Annotated in this window: 16 protein-coding genes; 7 read left to right on the forward strand and 9 right to left on the reverse strand. The window is 69.1% G+C overall.

From position 1 onward, the window contains the following. The first annotated feature begins 21 nt into the window (after positions 1-21). On the forward strand, positions 22-957 hold the full coding sequence (locus VHB92_RS11145; protein WP_325453825.1) for an SDR family NAD(P)-dependent oxidoreductase: 936 nt from the start codon (positions 22-24) through the stop codon (positions 955-957). 6 nt (positions 958-963) lie between these two features. Here the strand turns inward: VHB92_RS11145 and VHB92_RS11150 are convergent, their stop codons facing one another. The 3 genes from VHB92_RS11150 to soxR all read right to left on the reverse strand — a co-directional run bounded on the left by VHB92_RS11150 (position 964) and on the right by soxR (position 2,752). After that, a complete protein-coding gene (locus tag VHB92_RS11150; RefSeq protein WP_325453826.1) occupies positions 964-1,557 on the reverse strand; it encodes a helix-turn-helix domain-containing protein in 594 nt (197 codons plus the stop codon). A 131-nt stretch (positions 1,558-1,688) separates the two neighbouring features. Further along, positions 1,689-2,042, reverse strand: coding sequence for an SPW repeat protein (locus tag VHB92_RS11155; RefSeq protein ID WP_325453827.1), 354 nt, complete (start codon positions 2,040-2,042; stop codon positions 1,689-1,691). A 251-nt stretch (positions 2,043-2,293) separates the two neighbouring features. After that, a complete protein-coding gene (gene soxR, locus VHB92_RS11160) occupies positions 2,294-2,752 on the reverse strand; it encodes a redox-sensitive transcriptional activator SoxR (protein WP_325453828.1) in 459 nt (152 codons plus the stop codon). A 101-nt stretch (positions 2,753-2,853) separates the two neighbouring features. Here soxR and VHB92_RS11165 point away from each other — a divergent pair, with 101 nt between their 5' ends. After that, positions 2,854-4,350, forward strand: a complete 1,497-nt coding sequence (locus VHB92_RS11165) for an MFS transporter (protein ID WP_325453829.1) — start codon at positions 2,854-2,856, stop codon at positions 4,348-4,350. A 200-nt stretch (positions 4,351-4,550) separates the two neighbouring features. Here VHB92_RS11165 and purL read toward each other — a convergent pair whose 3' ends face one another. Continuing rightward, positions 4,551-6,956 carry a phosphoribosylformylglycinamidine synthase subunit PurL gene (purL, locus tag VHB92_RS11170; protein WP_325453830.1) on the reverse strand — a complete coding sequence of 802 codons (2,406 nt, stop codon included), beginning with the start codon at positions 6,954-6,956 and terminating at the stop codon, positions 4,551-4,553. Between the two features lie 256 nt (positions 6,957-7,212). Here purL and VHB92_RS11175 point away from each other — a divergent pair, with 256 nt between their 5' ends. Further along, positions 7,213-8,430: a mechanosensitive ion channel family protein gene (locus VHB92_RS11175; protein ID WP_325453831.1), complete on the forward strand. Its 1,218-nt coding sequence runs from the start codon at positions 7,213-7,215 to the stop codon at positions 8,428-8,430. 101 nt (positions 8,431-8,531) lie between these two features. Here the strand turns inward: VHB92_RS11175 and VHB92_RS11180 are convergent, their stop codons facing one another. The 3 genes from VHB92_RS11180 to VHB92_RS11190 are packed head-to-tail and all read right to left on the reverse strand — an operon-like array spanning position 8,532 to position 10,036. Then, complete coding sequence (locus tag VHB92_RS11180; RefSeq protein ID WP_325453832.1) at positions 8,532-9,038, reverse strand: hypothetical protein; 507 nt, start codon at positions 9,036-9,038, stop codon at positions 8,532-8,534. A 30-nt stretch (positions 9,039-9,068) separates the two neighbouring features. Next, entirely contained in the window at positions 9,069-9,764 is a 696-nt protein-coding gene (purQ, locus tag VHB92_RS11185) for a phosphoribosylformylglycinamidine synthase subunit PurQ (RefSeq protein WP_325453833.1), read from the reverse strand. Beyond that, on the reverse strand, positions 9,764-10,036 hold the full coding sequence (locus VHB92_RS11190; RefSeq protein ID WP_325453834.1) for a phosphoribosylformylglycinamidine synthase subunit PurS: 273 nt from the start codon (positions 10,034-10,036) through the stop codon (positions 9,764-9,766). Before VHB92_RS11190 ends, purQ begins: the two co-directional genes overlap by 1 nt. Before the next feature lie 266 nt (positions 10,037-10,302). Here VHB92_RS11190 and VHB92_RS11195 point away from each other — a divergent pair, with 266 nt between their 5' ends. Beyond that, positions 10,303-11,700 carry a glutamate decarboxylase gene (locus VHB92_RS11195; RefSeq protein ID WP_325453835.1) on the forward strand — a complete coding sequence of 466 codons (1,398 nt, stop codon included), beginning with the start codon at positions 10,303-10,305 and terminating at the stop codon, positions 11,698-11,700. Between the two features lie 401 nt (positions 11,701-12,101). Then, positions 12,102-12,656 (forward strand): PadR family transcriptional regulator, encoded by a 555-nt coding sequence (locus VHB92_RS11200; RefSeq protein ID WP_325453836.1) that lies wholly within the window; start codon positions 12,102-12,104, stop codon positions 12,654-12,656. A gap of 22 nt (positions 12,657-12,678) precedes the next feature. Here VHB92_RS11200 and VHB92_RS11205 read toward each other — a convergent pair whose 3' ends face one another. Next, on the reverse strand, positions 12,679-12,846 hold the full coding sequence (locus VHB92_RS11205; RefSeq protein ID WP_325453837.1) for a hypothetical protein: 168 nt from the start codon (positions 12,844-12,846) through the stop codon (positions 12,679-12,681). A 15-nt stretch (positions 12,847-12,861) separates the two neighbouring features. Between VHB92_RS11205 and VHB92_RS11210 the strand changes: the two genes are divergently transcribed. Further along, on the forward strand, positions 12,862-14,370 hold the full coding sequence (locus VHB92_RS11210; protein WP_325453838.1) for a DHA2 family efflux MFS transporter permease subunit: 1,509 nt from the start codon (positions 12,862-12,864) through the stop codon (positions 14,368-14,370). Between the two features lie 249 nt (positions 14,371-14,619). Here the strand turns inward: VHB92_RS11210 and VHB92_RS11215 are convergent, their stop codons facing one another. Next, positions 14,620-15,531, reverse strand: a complete 912-nt coding sequence (locus VHB92_RS11215) for a phosphoribosylaminoimidazolesuccinocarboxamide synthase (protein ID WP_325453839.1) — start codon at positions 15,529-15,531, stop codon at positions 14,620-14,622. 265 nt (positions 15,532-15,796) lie between these two features. Here VHB92_RS11215 and VHB92_RS11220 point away from each other — a divergent pair, with 265 nt between their 5' ends. After that, entirely contained in the window at positions 15,797-17,062 is a 1,266-nt protein-coding gene (locus VHB92_RS11220) for a D-arabinono-1,4-lactone oxidase (RefSeq protein WP_325453840.1), read from the forward strand. Positions 17,063-17,292: the final 230 nt, after the last annotated feature.

The raw sequence follows: 17,292 nt of genomic DNA on the forward strand, positions 1-17,292 counted from the left end.
CCGACGGGTGCGGAGGGGCGGATGATCGGCCCGAGTGGATTCGCCGTGCCGGACCAGCGCGGCAAGACCGTCGTGGTCACGGGCGCGAACAAGGGCATCGGCTTCTTCACCGCGGCAGCGCTCGCCGGTGCCGGTGCCCATGTGGTGCTCGCGTGCCGCAGCCCTGAGCGGGCGGATGCCGCCGCGCGCGCGATCCGGGCGCGCTGCGCGGCCGACGGGGTGCGCGCATCCCTCGAGGTGCTCTCCCTCGACACGGCGAGCCTCGAGAGCGTCGCGGCGGTCGCGGACGCGCTGAACGCGCGCGAACGCATCGATCTCGTGGTGGCCAACGCCGGTGCCGTGCACGCGCCGCCGGGGCGGGAGACCACCGTCGACGGCAACGAGCTCGTCATCGGCACGAACCTGCTTGGCCACTTCGCGCTGCTCGCGCGGATGATGCCCGTGCTCAGGCGGTCCGGCCGGGCTCGCGTCGTCAGCCTCGGCAGCATGGCCACGCGGCTGAGCTCGCTGCTCGTCGACGACTTGCAGCTGGAGCGGCACTACTCGTCGTGGCGCGCCTACGCGCAGTCGAAGATCGCGGTCGAGGCGTTCGGCTTCGAGCTGGACCGCAGAATGCGCAGGGCGGAGCTCGACGCCACGAGCGTCGTCGCGCATCCCGGCTACTCGATCAGTGGACGCACGCCGCGCATCCCCGGCGTCAACGAGCCGTCGCGCACGACGGTGTTCGCGGACTCGCTGCAGGCTCCGTTCACGCAGGGCAAGGATCGCGGGGCATGGTCGGTGCTCGCGGCGGCGACGCGGGCGGACGCCGTCGGCGGCTCGTACTGGGGGCCGCGCTGGCTCGTGAAGGGTGCACCCGTGAAGCAGAACCCGGCTCGCGTCTGCGCCGACCCTGAGGTGTCACGCCGGGTGTGGGCGTTCGCCGAGCAGGCGACGGGCACGCCCTTCGAGGTGTGAGCCGTCCTAACCGGCCGCGGACGGCCGGGTCGGTCGCAGTCCGTCGGTGACGAACTCGGCGAGCGACGCGAGCTCGGACCGTGCTGCCTCTGTCGCCCGGTCGGAGCCGAGCGCGAGGATGCCCAGCCACGCCAGCGCCGCGCTGCGCAGCCGGGAGGCCGCGGGGCGAACGGGCGAGCTCGCGGCGAGCACCCTCTCGATAAGGCTCTGCAGCCGGTCTCGGTGCTCGAGAAGTGCCGACCGGACCTCGGGATGCGTGTGCTGCTCACGCGAGATGATGACGCCGATCACGTGCGAGGCATCCTCGAGCTCCCGGATCCTGCCTGTCAGATTGAGCAGCGAGCGCGCCGGATCGCCCGGCTCGGTGAGCGCGTCGACGTCGACCGGACCGAGTGACATGCGCTCGGCGACCAGGGCACGCAGCAGTTGCGACTTGCTGGGGAAGTAGTAGAACAGCAGGCCTTTGGGCACGCCTGCGGCTTCCGCGATGGCGGAGGTCGGCGTGGCGTCGAAGCCGCGTTCGGCGAAGAGCCGCTCCGCGGCATCCAGGATGCCTGCCCGCGACTCTGCCGCGTCTCGGGTTCTGCGATTCGGGTTCATGGGTTCTCCAAGGGGGCCGGGGCGGACGACCGAGTGTCGACAGTGGTTCTCTCACCCCGGGGCTGGGTGGGCGTCCCCGGACGAAGGGGTCGGGGTGGCAGTCCAGCTGCCACCCCGCGATCACGCCAGCCTCAGTGAGAGTGGGCCATGCGATCACTTCCGGGAACCGGAACCAGCTCCCACGCCGCCACGATGATCGCGACGGCACCGCAGATCCAGGAGAACCAGGCCGCGCCCGTGTGCGTGGCGTACATGCCGGCCCACGGCGAGATGAACAGCAGCACGCCGAGAACGCCGTGCACCCATTCCATCCAGGCCAGACCCGGCATCGCCAGGTTGATGAGGCCGGCGATGATGAGCAGAACGCCGAGCACGACCATGAGCACGACCGAAAGCCCGGCGGGCGCCACCCAGATCGTGGAGAGAGCGACCACCACTCCGGCTGCGACCGTGACCCAGTCCTGCCACCTTGTCCACTTCTTCATGAATCACACCTCCTCGATGCTCCCCTTAGGGGCACTTCCACGGTACGTCTGACTGACCGCCCGGTCAATAGCGGATGGGTGCGAGAAGCGGGTGGCGGGGCAGCGGGTGAACGGGTGGGCGAGCGCGGGCGCGGGCGACTGTCGCGCTCGGCGCCCTCTCGTGATCACCGCCCTCTCGCGATCACCGCCCACCGCATGCTCGGGTTCGCCGCGTCCTCAGCGCTCTCTGCGCTGGACCTTGTGATCCTGCACTACTCCCAGCGGCGGGCGCCGGTGCCGTCACCCGTGTCGCCGAGCGCGTCATCCGGGTTCTGCAGTGTGCAGGTGCGCAGGCTCAGGCATCCGCATCCGATGCATCCCGTGAGGTCGTTGCGCAGGTGCTCGAGCGCGGCGATGCGGGCATCCAGCGCCGTGCGCCAGTGTGACGACAGCCGGGCCCAGTCCTGCTTGCTGGGCGTGCGGCCCTCGGGCAGCGAGTCGAGCGCCGCCTTGATGTCGGCGAGCGGGATGCCCACCCGCTGCGACACCCGGATGAACGCCACCCTGCGCAGTGCGTCGCGCCGGTACCGTCGCTGATTGCCGCTCGTGCGCTCGCTGGTGAGGAGGCCCTTGCGCTCGTAGAAGTGCAGCGCCGAGACCGCTACTCCGCTGCGCTCGGCCAGCTCGCCGACGGTGAGCGGGCGATGTGCCCCTCCGGTGAGTTGCGGCATGCGGTCTCCTCTGGGTCTTGTACCTCAACCATAGTTCAGGTCCTAGGCTGGGTTCACATGGCGGACCGGCGCGCGGACCGACGGCATGAGGGCGGACTCTCATGACGGAGGAGTTCGAGCCGTATGAGCGGCGCGGGAGCGACACCTTGGAGGATGCCGCGAAGGGCAGCTCCGCGCCCGTCGCGCGTGGCGGCAGCGTCGAGTCGTCGTCTCACGCCGGCAGGCCGCCACTGGCAAAGCCCGACGGCGGGGTTCTGGGTCCGCACTTCCGCTGGATCACGATCGGCATGTGCGCGCTCGTGCTGTTCGTCGCGTTCGAGGCGATGGCGGTGACCACGGTCATGCCGGTGATCGCCAGGGAGCTGCACGGCGCATCCCTCTACACGCTCGCCTTCTCGGGCTCGACGGCCATCAGCATCGTCGGCATGGTGGTCGCCGGCGCGTGGTGCGACCGTCGGGGCCCGTCGGCGCCGCTCGTGCTGTCGGTCCTGCTGTTCATGGCGGGGCTGGCGATCGCCGGGCTCGCACCCGACATGGTCGTCTTCGTGATCGGGCGGCTCGTCCAAGGGCTCGGCGGCGGCGCTCTCACCGTCGCGGTGTATGTGGTGGTGGCACGGCAGTATCCCGCCCGGCTGCAGCCGCACGTGTTCGTCGGATTCTCGACGGCGTGGGTCGTGCCGTCGCTGATCGGGCCGTTCCTGGCTGGCGTGCTCGCGCAGACCGTGGGATGGCGCTGGATCTTCCTCGGCGTCATCGCCGTCGCCGCGGCCGGCCTGCTGATGATCCGTCGCGTGCTGAGCACGGACGACGGCACGGACGACGGCTCCGCGTCCGACGCCGTCCCGTCGTGGCAGCCTGCGCGCATCGTGTGGTCGGTCGTCGCCGCCGTCGCCGTGCTCGTGCTCGGCACCGCGACGGAGCTCGACGAGCTGTGGCGGTGGATCGTCTTCGTGCTGTCGGTCGCCGTGCTCGCCGTCGCGGCTCGCCCGCTCCTTCCGCGTGGAACGCTGCGGATCGCTCGCGGGCTGCCGTCGGTGATCGCGACGCGCATCTTCATCACCGGTGCCGAGCTGGCGTGCGAGGTCTACGTGCCGTACCTCCTCATCGCGAGGTACGACCTGAGTCCCGCGATCGCGGGACTCGCGCTCACCGGCGGCGCGATCGCGTGGTCGGGCGGCTCCTGGGTGCAGGGCAGGCTCGGGGAGCGCCGCAGCAATCGGGCGTGGATCATGCTGGGCGTGGCATCCATCATGCTCGGCCTCGTCGGCACCACGGTCATCTCGGCGTTCGGGCTCTCGACGTTCGCCGTGTTCGGCGTGTGGATCTTCGCCGGCCTCGGCATGGGCATCGCCACACCGCGGCTGTCGGTGATGATGATCGGCTACTCGACGCCGTCCGACCAGGGCTTCAACAGCTCGGCGCAGGCGATCGCGGATGCCGTCGGCGGCTCATCGGCCGTGGCCATCGCCGGCCTGCTGTTCGCGTCGCTCACGGCGGTTGGCGGCTCGTGGCCGTTCACGGTCTGCTTCATGCTGGGATCCGTGCTGGCGTTGGCAGCGCTCGTCACGGCGAGTCGCGTCGGCGCCCTCCGTCGCTGAGCGGCCTCCGAGCCGCGGGTTGAGTCCCAGCACCGCGGGTTGAGCGCGGGTTGAGTCCCAGCACCGCGGGTTGAGCCCCAGCGCCGCGGGTTGAGCTTGTCGAAACCCGTCCTACTGCTCGGTTTCGACAGGCTCAACCGGCGGTAGGGCGGTGCGGGCTCGGTTTCGACAGGCTCAACCGGCGGTGGCGGGCGCGAGGGTCAGGCGCCGGGCGTGTAGTACTCCTGCGCCGAGGTCTGGCCGACCACGGGACCGAAGTGCTCGGCGAGCGTCGCCTGGTGAGATGCCCGCAGCTCCTCCAGCCCCACGGTGAAGAGGTCCTGCACCTCGAGCACGGGCTGTTCTCCGACGACGGCATCCGTCACGCCGATGCGCAGCACCGGGTAGTCGCGGCCTTCGCACAGGCCGCGGAACTTCACGTCGTCCTCGCGCGGCACGGAGACGATCACGCGCCCGGTGGACTCCGAGAACAGTGCGGTGGCGGCATCCACGCCGTCGCGCTCCATGATCTCGGTCAGCCACACCCGCGCGCCCACGCCGAAACGCAGCACGCTCTCGGCGAGCGCCTGCGCGAGGCCTCCGTCGGAGAGATCGTGCGCCGACGCGATGAGGCTCTCCATGGCGCCAGCGTGCAGCAGTTCGGCCAGGCGCTTCTCGCCGTCCATGTCCACAGCGGGAGGCAGGCCGCCGAGGTGGCCGTGCACCGTGCCGGCCCACGCAGAACCGTCGAGCTCCTCGCGCGTGACGCCGAGCAGGTAGATGTTGTCGCCGGCATCCTGCCAGCCCGACGGGATGCGCCGCGCCACGTCGTCGATCACGCCCAGCACGCCGGCGACGGTCGTCGGGAAGATCGGGGTGTCGCCGGTCTGGTTGTAGAACGAGACGTTGCCGCCCGTCACCGGGATGCCGAGCTCGAGGCAGGCATCCGACAGGCCCTCGACGGCCTGCGAGAACTGCCACATCACCTCGGGGTTCTCCGGCGATCCGAAGTTGAGGCAGTCCGTCACGGCGGCGGGTACCGCGCCAGTGACGGCGACGTTGCGGTGCGCCTCGGCGAGCGCGAGACGTGCCGCCTGACGCGGGTCGAGCTGGCCGTAGCGGCCGTTCGCGTCGGTTGCGATGGCGAAGCCGAGGCCGCTCGCCTCGTCGACGCGGATCATCCCGCCGTCGTCGGGGAACGAGAGCGCCGTGTTGCCGCCCACGTAGTAGTCGTACTGGTTGGTGATCCAGCTCTTGTCCGCGAGGTTCGGCGAGCCGACCAGGGCGAGGAACTGATCGCGCAGCTCCTCGCGGCCCTCTGCCGTCGACGTGTCGGGCCTGGCGAGAGCCGTGGCCGAGTCGGCCTGGAGCGCGTCGATCCACGCCGGGTGGGCGACGGGCCTGTCGTACACCGGGCCGTCGATCGCGACGGTGCGCGGGTCGACATCCACGATCCGCTCGCCGTGCCAGTCGATGACGAGGCGTCCGGTGTCGGTGACCTCGCCGAGCACGCTCGTTTCGACATCCCACTTCGCGGTCACCGCGAGGAAGGCGTCGAGCTTGTCGGGCGTGACGACCGCCATCATGCGTTCCTGCGACTCCGACATGAGGATCTCCTCCGCCGTGAGCGTCGGGTCGCGCAGCAGCACGTGGTCGAGCGAGATGTACATGCCGCCGTCGCCGTTGGAGGCGAGTTCGCTGGTCGCGCACGAGATGCCGGCAGCGCCGAGATCCTGGATGCCCTCCACGAGCTTCTTCTGGAACAGCTCGAGACAGCACTCGATGAGCACCTTCTCGGCGAACGGGTCGCCCACCTGTACGGCAGGCCGCTTCGTCGGGCCGCCGGACGCGAACGTGTCGGAGGCGAGGATGGATGCCCCGCCGATGCCGTCACCGCCCGTTCGCGCCCCGAACAGCACCACCTTGTTGCCCACGCCGGAGGCGTTGGCGAGGTGCAGGTCCTCGTGGCGAAGGACGCCGACGGAGAGCGCGTTGACGAGCGGATTGCCCTGGTACACCGGATCGAAGTACGTCTCACCGCCGATGTTCGGCAGGCCGAGGCAGTTGCCGTAGAACGAGATGCCGCCGACGACTCCGTGCACCACCCGCGCGGTGTCCGCCTCGTCGATCTTGCCGAACCGCAGCTGGTCCATGACGGCGACCGGACGCGCGCCCATCGAGATGATGTCGCGCACGATGCCGCCGACGCCCGTGGCCGCGCCCTGGAACGGCTCGATGTAGCTGGGGTGGTTGTGCGACTCGACCTTGAAGGTCACCGCCCAGCCCTCGCCGACATCCACCACGCCGGCGTTCTCGCCGATGCCGACCATGAGGTTCTTCTTCATCTCGGGCGTGACCTTCTGCCCGAACTGCCTCAGGTACTTCTTCGAGCTCTTGTACGAGCAGTGCTCGCTCCACATCACGGAGTACATGGCCAGCTCGCCGCTCGTCGGGCGGCGGCCGAGGATCTCGCGGATGCGCGCATACTCGTCGTCCGTCAGGCCCAGCGCAGCGTACGGCTGCTCCTTCTCGGGCGTCGCGGCCGCGTTCTCGACGGTGTCGAGCGTCGCAGGCCCCGCGGTGGCGCCTGGCTCGACGGACGATGCGGATGCCGTGGGCTCGGTCACGCGGCGCACTCCTCGGGGATTCGTGTGCGCCTGAGGCCGGCGCAGAACGCCTCAAGTCTACCGGCGGTGCACGGCGCCCCGACCCGGCGGGCGGGCCTTCGCCGAGGCCCCGGCAGACGGTGTCCGCCGGGCGGTTCCGGGCGTCCCCTGCCCGCCCACCGCGAGGGCCGCCGCGACCGCCCGGACAGTCGTCGTGCCGCTGTCAATCCCGCCCCGAAGCCTTGCAACCGGCGCTCACCCTGAGGAGCCTGGAACGATGGCCGATCTGCACGGGTGGCTCCCGTTCGCCATCGCCTGCGTCATCGCCATCGTGGCGGCGCTCGTCATCACCGCCGTGATCGGCGTGATCGTGCGCTTCATCGCGCGGCGCAGGGAATGGGCGAGGATGCTCACCTCGCACCTGCGCATCCCATTCCGGCTGACCCTGCTCGACATCCTGCTCTGGATCGCCGTCACGATCACCCTCCCGTTCCAGGTGCCGTTGCCGACGGTCGAGAGCGTGCATCACGTCTTCCTCATCGTCACGATCGCGCTCGGCGCGTGGTTCGCGGCGGCGCTCGTGATCTTCTTCGAAGACCTCGGGCTGTCCCGGTACCGGCTCGACGTGCCGGACAACCAGTACGCCCGCCGGGTGCGCACCCAGGTGATGATCATCAGGCGGCTGACGATCGTGGCGGCCGTCGTGATCGCGCTGGGCGCCATCCTGCTCACGTTCCCCGGTGCGCGGGCGGCGGGGGCGAGCATCCTGGCATCCGCCGGGATCATCGGCGTGATCGCCGGTATCGCGGCTCAGTCGTCGCTCGGCAACCTGTTCGCGGGGATGCAACTGGCGTTCAGCGGCGCGATCCGCATCGACGACGTCGTCGTGGTGAACAACGAGTGGGGCCGCATCGAGGAGATCACGCTCACCTATGTCGTCGTGCACATCTGGGACGACAGGCGCATGGTCCTGCCCTCGACGTTCTTCACGACCCAGCCGTTCGAGAACTGGACCAGGCAGCACAGCGAGCTGCTGGGCGCCGTGGAGTTCGACCTCGACTGGCGGGTGTCGCCCGACGGGATGCGCAAGGAGCTCGATCGCATCCTGCGCAAGACGAACCTGTGGGACGGCAGGACGTCGGTGCTGCAGGTGACCGACGCGGTGGGCGGCTTCGTGCACGTCCGCGTGCTCGTCACCGCGAAGGATGCGCCGACCCTGTTCGACCTGCGCTGCTACGTGCGGGAGAACCTCGTCGCCTGGATCCAGCGCGAGGGGACCGCCGGCCTGCCACGCCAGCGCGTCGAGCTCGTCGAGGCCGGCGGAATGGATGCCTCGCAGCGCTCGCGAGCCGTCTCCGGCGACTCCCTGTTCAGCGGCAGCACGGAGGCCGAGCAGCGGGCATCCCAGTTCACCGACTCGATCCCGATGGTCGGCAAGGCCGACGAGGCGCCCGACCCGCGGTCGCGCCCGAAGAGCGGCGAAGCACCGCGCTGAGCATCGGCACAGCACCCTGGTCGCGCTCTACTTCGGCCACCCGCCAGACTGCTGCACTGGCCGCCTGCGCCACCCCGACCGGCTGCGGCACTCGGCCCGGCTCAGGCTCGCTTCGGTCGCGGGAAGACCGAGCGCATGTGGTCGGAATCGAGGTAGTCGGCCACACCGATGAGCACGAGGCTGAACACGATCTGCTCCGTGACCATCCACAGCGGGTAGAGGCCCGGAATGGCGGCCAGCACGAGCGTGATCACCGGGAAGATCTTGCTGAACAGACGCAGCCGCGAATATCCCCAGTAGTAACCGAGGGATGCTCGCCACACGAAGTAGAACAGCGTCGCCGTCATGCCGAGAACGACGACCGTGCGCATCCATACCGACCACGGCACCGGGATGCCCCGTGCCGCGAGCACGAGCGCGATCACGACCGCCGCGATGCCGATCGCCAGCTCGAGCACGAGAAGCCAGGCGATCGCGACGAACGCGCGCCGGGTACGGGGAGCCGTCAGCAGCTCGTGGTCGATGCGAACGTGCGCGTGCCTGCCTCCCGCCACCCGGTCGAGGCGCACGAACAGCGGCTCGAACCGTTCGGCCAGGGTGCGGAACACGCTGTGCACTGTGCCGACGGCGAGTCGTGCCTACGCGGCCTGCAGCGCCGCGATCGCCGAGGTGAAGAACGTGAGCCCGTCGACACCCGAGCGCATGGCCGCTGCCGTGTCCGGCCCGAAGCCGGGCTCCGTCGCGTGCTCCGGGTGAGGCATGAGCCCGACGACGTTGCCGCGTTCGTTCCGTACGCCCGCGATGTCGTTGAGCGATCCGTTCGGGTTGACCCCGAGGTAGCGGAACGCGACGAGGCCCTCGCCCTCGAGCCGCTCGATCGTCTCGGCAGAGGCCACGTACTCGCCTTCCCCGTTCTTCAACGGGATGACGATCTCCTGACCCTGGGCGAATCCGTTCGTCCAGGCCGTGTCCGTGCTCTCCACGCGCAGCCGCTGGTCGCGGCGGATGAACGCACCGTGGTCGTTGCGGATGAGACCGCCAGGCAGAAGGCGAGCCTCGGTGAGCATCTGGAAGCCGTTGCAGATGCCGAGCACCGGCATCCCCTTGCCTGCTGCCTCGATCACCTCGTTCATGATGGGCGAGACGCTCGCGATGGCGCCGCAGCGCAGGTAGTCGCCGTAGCTGAAGCCGCCAGGCAGCACGAGGGCGTCGACGCCGCTCAGATCGTGATCGCCGTGCCAGAGCGCAACGGCCTCGGCGCCCGCGGCGCGCACGGCGCGCTGGGCATCCCGGTCGTCGAGCGAACCGGGAAACGTGATGACTCCGATGCGCATCAGGCGCCCTGGCTTTCGCGAGGGGCATCCTCGACCACGTGCACGCCCACGACGTCTTCGATCACGCCGTTGGAGAGCACCTCGGTCGCGATCTCCTGAACGGATGCCAGCAGCTCGTCGCTGACGGCGGCATCCGTCGTGAGCTCGAACCGCTTGCCCTGCCGCACGTCGAACGTGCCACGACCGGTCCTGCCGAGCGCGGCGGCGATGGCCTTGCCCTGCGGATCGAGCAACTCCGCCTTGGGCATGACGTCGACAACGATGGTGGGCACGGGCGACTCCTCCGCGTTCGAAGACGGTCGTGCTGCGGAACGACCGGGTGGATGCCGCAATTCTACCGGGGCGCGCTGGCACCATCCGCCGGGGGTGGCCGGAGGCGGATCCGGTCGAAGCCTGCCGGGAACCGGGTCGTCGTCGACCTCGCCTGGCGGGGCGAAGGGCAGCTTCGCGACGATTGTGAGAAGCAGCACGCTCCGCTTCCCCGGGTTCACGGCGAACTGGCCGTACCGTGACTTCGAGGCAGGCATCCGGAGGGCGCATGAAAAAGTTCGAGCAGGGGCACGTTTCCGAAGAGTTCGACACGGTCGAGCTGAATCCGCTCTTCACGCGGCCGGGTGAGGCGACCCAGCTCCCCCGCAACCGGATGCCCACGTCGGAGTCGCTCGCGGAGACCGCGTACCAGATCGTGCACGACGAAGCCATGCTCGACGGCAACGCGCGCCTCAACCTCGCCACGTTCGTCGGCACCTGGATGGACGACCAGGCCGGTCGCCTCTATGTCGAGGCGGCAGACAAGAACATGATCGACAAAGACGAGTATCCGCAGACCGCGGCGATCGAGCAGCGGTGCTGGCAGATGCTCGCCGACCTGTGGCATGCGCCGCGGCCTGACCACGCGATCGGCACGTCGACCATCGGCTCGTCGGAGGCGTGCATGCTGGGCGGCCTCGCGCTGAAGCGCCGGTGGCAGCACGCCAGGAAGGCGGCAGGCAAGCCGGCGGACAAGCCCAACCTCGTGCTGAGCTCGGCCGTGCAGGTGTGCTGGGAGAAGTTCTGCAACTACTGGGATGTCGAGCCGCGGTTCGTGCCCATCTCGCTCGATCACAAGACCATGGACGGCACGGATCTCGAGAACCTGGTCGACGAGAACACGATCGGCGTGGTGGCCATCATGGGCGTCACCTACACCGGCATGTACGAGCCGGTGAAGAAGATCGCTGATGCGCTGGATGCCGTGCAGGCCAAGACGGGATGGGACATTCCGATCCATGTCGACGGCGCATCCGGCGCGATGATCGCCCCGTTCCTGCAGCCCGACCTCGAGTGGGACTTCCGCGTCGAGAGAGTCGCGTCGATCAACACGTCCGGTCACAAGTACGGTCTCGTCTACCCGGGACTGGGCTGGGTCGTGTGGCGCGACGCATCCCTGCTTCCCGAGGATCTGATCTTCAAGGTGACGTATCTCGGCGGCCAGATGCCCACGTTCGCACTCAACTTCTCGAGGCCCGGCGCGCAGGTGCTGCTGCAGTACTACAACTTCCTGCGGCTGGGGTTCGAGGGTTACCGCCGCGTGCAGGCGGCTTCGCGCGACGTGGCGCTCTACCTGTCGGACGCCGTGGCCAAGTTCGAACCGTTCGAGCTGTGGACGGACGGGTCCGACATCCCTGTCATGGCGTGGCAGCTGAAAGACGGCTACACCGACAACTGGACGCTCTACGACCTCACCGACTCGCTGCGCACGCGAGGATGGCTCGTGCCGGCCTACCCCATGCCGGAAGCGCTCACGTCGCTGACCGTGGCCCGGGTCGTGGTGCGCAATGGACTGTCGCGAGACCTCGCCGCCGGGTTCGTCGAGGACCTCACCGCTCACGTGCATGAGCTGGAGAGCCTCCGGGCGCCTCTGCCCACGCCCAAGCGGGTGGCGTTCCACCACTGAGCCGCCGTCGCGCGCGCCGCTACCCGCGCCCGGCGCCAGCCCGGCTTTCGCGCCGCCGCGCTCTGCGCGCCGGCTCCGCTCCGCGCGACCTCCGCGTCGCCGCCGCCTCCCTTTCGCCGCCTCCGGCGGCTGTGCGCCCCGTGCGGCGGTCCCCCGCGCCATGTGCGAGCAGCCCCGGGCTGCCCAGCATGAAAATCGGAGCTCCGGATGCCGGGCCGGCGTGGCGGCCGCCCGCTGCGGCGTGCCGTGACAGAACTCCGATCTTCTGCACGCACGTTGCGTCACCCGTGAGTTACGCCCGGCTTGCACCGCGCCTACTCCTGCCGTAATATTCCACGCGGAATAGTTGGCGCGGAACATCCGGTGTCAACGCATCCGGCCGAGCAGGAGGACGAGAACGGATGTCGGCACTCACCCCGCTGGGGATCGCGATCCTCGGTCTGCTGCTGGAACGTCCCATGCATCCTTACGAGATGTTCCAGACGTTCGTGGCGCGTTCAGAGGACCGCATCGTCAAGGTGAGGCCCGGCTCGCTCTACCACACGGTGGAACGGCTCGACCGGGACGGTCTCGTAAGGGCGACGGGAACGGAGCGGGAAGGCAACCGGCCCGAGCGCACGACGTACGAGATCACAGATGCCGGCCACGACCGCATGCTCGAGCGCATCACCGAGATGCTCGCGGAGTGGAAGTACGAGTATCCGGAGTTCCCGCTCGCGCTCGCCGAGGCGCACAACCTGCCTCGTGACACGGTCATCCGCCTGCTGCAGAAACGCGTCCTCATGCTTCGGGGGCAGCTCGAACTCGTGGGACGGGCGGTCGACCAGGTCGAGGACAAGAACCTCGACCGAAAGTACTGGGTCGAGGCCTCGTATCTCCGAGTCCTCACCCAAGCGGAGACCGACTGGATCGAGAGCCTCATCGACGAACTGAAGAACGGAACCATCGACTGGTAGCACCTGTCGAACTGTCGACGGCTCATCCGTCGAAATGACGGAGGTGCCCGGCAGGATCGGGCAGGCGTCCCGCTTCCTGCTCACCGGCATCCGACGCCGTCGCGCCCTTCGCGCGCCACGTCAGCCACCACGGATTCATCCACCAGAGTTCACCCACCCCGGAATTCGCCACCACGGAATACACCACCACAGAAACGGACCATCCATGGAAAAGCAGAGAAGTCCCTGGCCCGCCCTCTGGGCGCTGGTCATCGGATTCTTCATGATCCTGGTCGACACCACGATCGTGTCGGTTGCCAACCCGAAGATCCTCGAAGGCCTGAAGACCGACATCAACTCGGTCATCTGGGTCACGAGCGCGTACCTGCTCGCGTACGCCGTACCGCTCCTGGTCACTGGACGCCTCGGCGACCGATTCGGCCCGAAGAACATCTATCTGATCGGCCTCGTGCTCTTCACGGGCGCATCGCTCTGGTGCGGGCTGTCCGGATCCATCGAGCTGCTCATCACCGCTCGCGTCGTGCAGGGCGTCGGCGCGGCGCTCATGACACCCCAGACCATGGCCGTCATCACGCGCACCTTCCCGCCGAACAAGCGCGGCACGGCCATGGCGCTGTGGGGCGCCACCTCGGGCGTCGCCATGCTCGTCGGGCCGCTTCTCGGCGGAATCCTGGTCGACGGCCTCGGCTGGGAGTGGATCTTCTTCATCAACGTGCCGGTCGGCATCATCGGCTTCATCGCCGCCGTCATCCTGGTTCCCAAGCTGCCGACGCACCAGCACTCCTTCGACATCCTGGGTGTCGTGCTGAGCGCGGTCGGCCTCTTCCTCATCGTGTTCGGCATCCAGGAGGGCGAGACGTACGACTGGGGAACGATCGCCGGACCCATCACCGTGTGGGGACTGATCATCGCCGGCGTCGTCGTGCTCGCCGGATTCGTGGCCTGGCAGGCGTTCAACAAGGGCGAGCCGCTCATGCCGCTCAAGCTGTTCCGCGACCGCAACTTCTCGCTGGCGAACCTCGCCATCAGCTCGGTGGGATTCACGGTCACGAGCATGTCGCTGCCCCTGATCTTCTTCGCCCAGCTCGTGCTCGGATTCACTCCGACGCAGTCCGCGCTGCTCATGGTGCCGATGGCGCTCGTGGTCATCCCGCTGTCGCCGCTCGTCGGACGCCTGGCCGACCGGGTGCATCCGCGCTACCTGGCCTTCTTCGGCCTGTTCGTGCTGGCCATCAGCCTCGCCTGGTACGCCTCCTGGTTCGACGCGAACGTGGATCTCTGGCCGCGCCTTCTGCTGCCCAGCCTCGTGCTCGGGATCGGCAACGCGTTCATCTGGGCACCGCTGTCGGTGACGGCGACGCACAACCTGCCGCCGGCCCAGGCGGGCGCGGGCGCCGGCGTCTACAACACGGTTCGGCAGATCGGAAGCGTTCTCGGCAGCGCGGCGATCGCCGCACTCATCGAGGGCCGTCTCGTCGCCAACGGTCTGCACTCCGGCGCCTCCGGTGCGCAGTTCAGCGGCTCGCGGCTGCCCGCGGTCGTGCAGCAGCCGTTCGCGGATGCCATGGCCCAGTCGATGCTGCTGCCCGCCGCCGTCGCGCTGCTCGGCGCGATCGTCGCACTGTTCCTCGTGCGACCGAAGGACACCGGCCAGTGGCGGGACACGCAGGGGAAACCGGCGGAGACCCGCGTCCCCGACCCCGTCGAGAGCTGATGCCGCGGCGGCCGGTCGCGGGCGTTCCCCTCGAAGCCCGGACCGGCCGCCTCGCGACCGAGGGTTGAGCCTGTCGAAACCCGCTCCGCCCTATTCCCACGGGTTGACCCTGTCGAAACCCGCTCGCCTCGCTACCGAGGGTTGACCCTGTCGAAACCCGGCCCGCTCACTCCCGAGGGTTGAGCCTGTCGAAACCGCGGGTCCCAGGACACGCCCAGCCTCACACTCGCCCGGGTCCGCCGCCACCCCTCAGCCGCTGATGCGCTCCAGCAGCTTCCGGTACCGGGCCGCCGTGCGCTGCACGACCTCGTCGGGAAGCTCGGGCGGCGTGCCGGTCTTGTCCCAGTGCGCGGCCAGCCAGTCGCGCACGATCTGCTTGTCGAAGCTCGCCATGCGCTCGGCCGGGGTCGTCCCGGTGCGCCACGCCTCGGCATCCCAGTACCGGCTCGAGTCGCTCGTCAGCACCTCGTCGGCCAACGTCAGCTCACCGGTCGAGCGGTCCGCCCCGAACTCGAACTTCGTATCGGCGAGAATCAGGCCCCGCTCCTCGGCGATCGCGGATGCCCGGTGATAGATGTCGAGGGATGCCGCACGGAGCTGCTCCGCGACATCCGCTCCGACGAGTTCGACCGTGCGCTCGAAGCTGATGTTCTCGTCGTGCTCGCCCTGCTCGGCCTTGAACGCCGGCGTGTAGATCGGCTCGGGAAGCCGGTCGCCGTTCTGCAGCCCGGCAGCGAGCGGGATGCCGCAGACGCTCTGCTTCTGCTGGTACTCCGCCCATCCGGTGCCGGTCAGGTATCCGCGCACGACGCATTCGACCGGATACATGTTCAACGGCTTCACGAGCATGGCCCGCCCCGAGACGGCGGCGGGGATGCGCTCACCGCCATCGAGCGTATGGTCGGCGAGCAGATGGTTCGGCACGTCGTCGAGCCGGTCGAACCACCACAGGGACAGCGTGGTGAGCAGCTCGCCCTTGCCCGGGATGCCCGGCTCGAGCACGAAGTCGAAGGCGCTCACCCGGTCGCTCGCCACCACGAGCATCGCCTCCGCCGCCTCGATGGATGCCGCGCCCTGCGGTAAATAGAGGTCGCGCACCTTGCCCGAGTACACGTGCGTCCAGCCGGGCAACGCCGTGGCGTCGGAGGTCGTCGTAGTCACGGCTCAATCGTAGGGCGCGACCGGAGTGGCGCAGTCCGGGGACCGCGGCGCAACCGGTGTGGCCCATGCGGTGCAGGCCGGCGGATCGCATACGGGACAATGTCCCGTAGCCGGTACGGACGCACGGCGCTCGGCTGGCTTCCGGCGCCGACATGGTGCACAATTGTTTTTACTCACTACAAAAGCGGGCGTGGCATCCGAGCCCGCTCCATCAGCACAACGAACGCGACGCGGTTCGCACGCGCGCGAAGGCAGGAGAGGCGACGTGGCCGAATCGGCAGGCACCAACTGGGCAGGCAACTACGCGTATCGCGCGAGCGGCATCGTGCACCCGGCATCGGTCGAGGAGATCCAGAGCGTCGTTCGTCGCGCCGCAAACGGTGGCACCAGGGTGCGTGCGCTTGGCACCAGGCACTGCTTCAACGACATCGCAGACACCACGGGCGAGCTCATCGCCATGACGGCACTGCCTCCGCGATTCGAGCTCGATGAGAACGCCCGCGCCGTGACCGTCTCCGGCGGCACCCGCTACGGCGACTTCGCCGAGCAGCTGGATGCCCGCGGCTTCGCGCTCGCCAACCTCGCATCCCTGCCCCACATCTCGGTGGCCGGCGCGATCGCCACCGCAACGCACGGCTCGGGCGATCGCAACCAGAACCTCGCAGCGGCGGTGAGCGGGATCGAGTTCGTGGACGGCACGGGCGAATTGCGCACGCTCCGCCGAGGCGACGACGGATTCGAGGGCGCCGTCGTGGGCATCGGCGCCCTCGGCCTGGTGACCGCGGTGACTCTGGATGTCGTGCCCAGTTTCGAGGTCGCGCAGACCGTCTACACCGAGCTGGACTGGCCGACGGTGCTGGAGAACTTCGACGCGATCACATCGGCGTCGTACAGCGTGAGCATGTTCACCGGATGGGTGGGCGGCGTGCAGCAGGTGTGGCTGAAGCGCGCTGTCACCGAGGACTCGGACGAATCGCCGGAGACGTTCTTCGGGGCGGCGCGCGCGACCGAGAAGCGGCATCCGCTCCCCGGCGTCGACGCCACTGCATGCACGGACCAGTTCGGCGTTCCCGGCGCCTGGTACGACCGGCTGCCGCACTTCAAGCTGGCGTTCACGCCGTCGAACGGCGAGGAGATCCAGAGCGAATACCTCGTGCCGCGCGAGCGTGCCGTCGAGGCGATTCAGGCGCTCCTGCCGCTGACCGAGCGGATGGTTCCGGTGCTGCAGGTGACCGAGCTGCGCACGATTGCTGCCGACGACCTGTGGCTGAGCACGGCGTACGAGCGTGACGCGCTCGGCATCCACTTCACCTGGAAGCGCGATCAGGCAGGGGTCGAGGCGGTGCTGCCCGCGATCGAGGCCGCGCTGTTCCCGCTCGGTGCGCGTCCGCACTGGGGCAAGCTGTTCCTCGACGTGGACCGCGTAATTCCCTCGCTGTACCCGCACTTCGACGACTTCAAGGCGCTCGCCGCGCAGTACGACCCGAAGCGCGTATTCCGCAACGCGTACCTGGACCGCCTGCTGGGCTGAGCCGCAGCTGCGACTCGGCGGCCGTTGCTGCGGCGGTTGTGCCGTGTCGTGTCGCGGTGGTCGTGTCGCGGTGGTCGTACTGCCTCGGTCGCATCCGCGGCCTCGACCCGATCACCGTCGGCCGGTCCGCTTGTTGTCCGTCGGTCCGCTTGTTCGCGTGAACAACGGGGCCCGTGGGCAACAACGGGACCGCTCGGCACCAGGGGCGGGCAACAGCGGGACCGCTCGGC

It is taken from the genome of Humibacter sp. (assembly GCF_035547335.1).
Lineage (GTDB): Bacteria > Actinomycetota > Actinomycetes > Actinomycetales > Microbacteriaceae > Humibacter.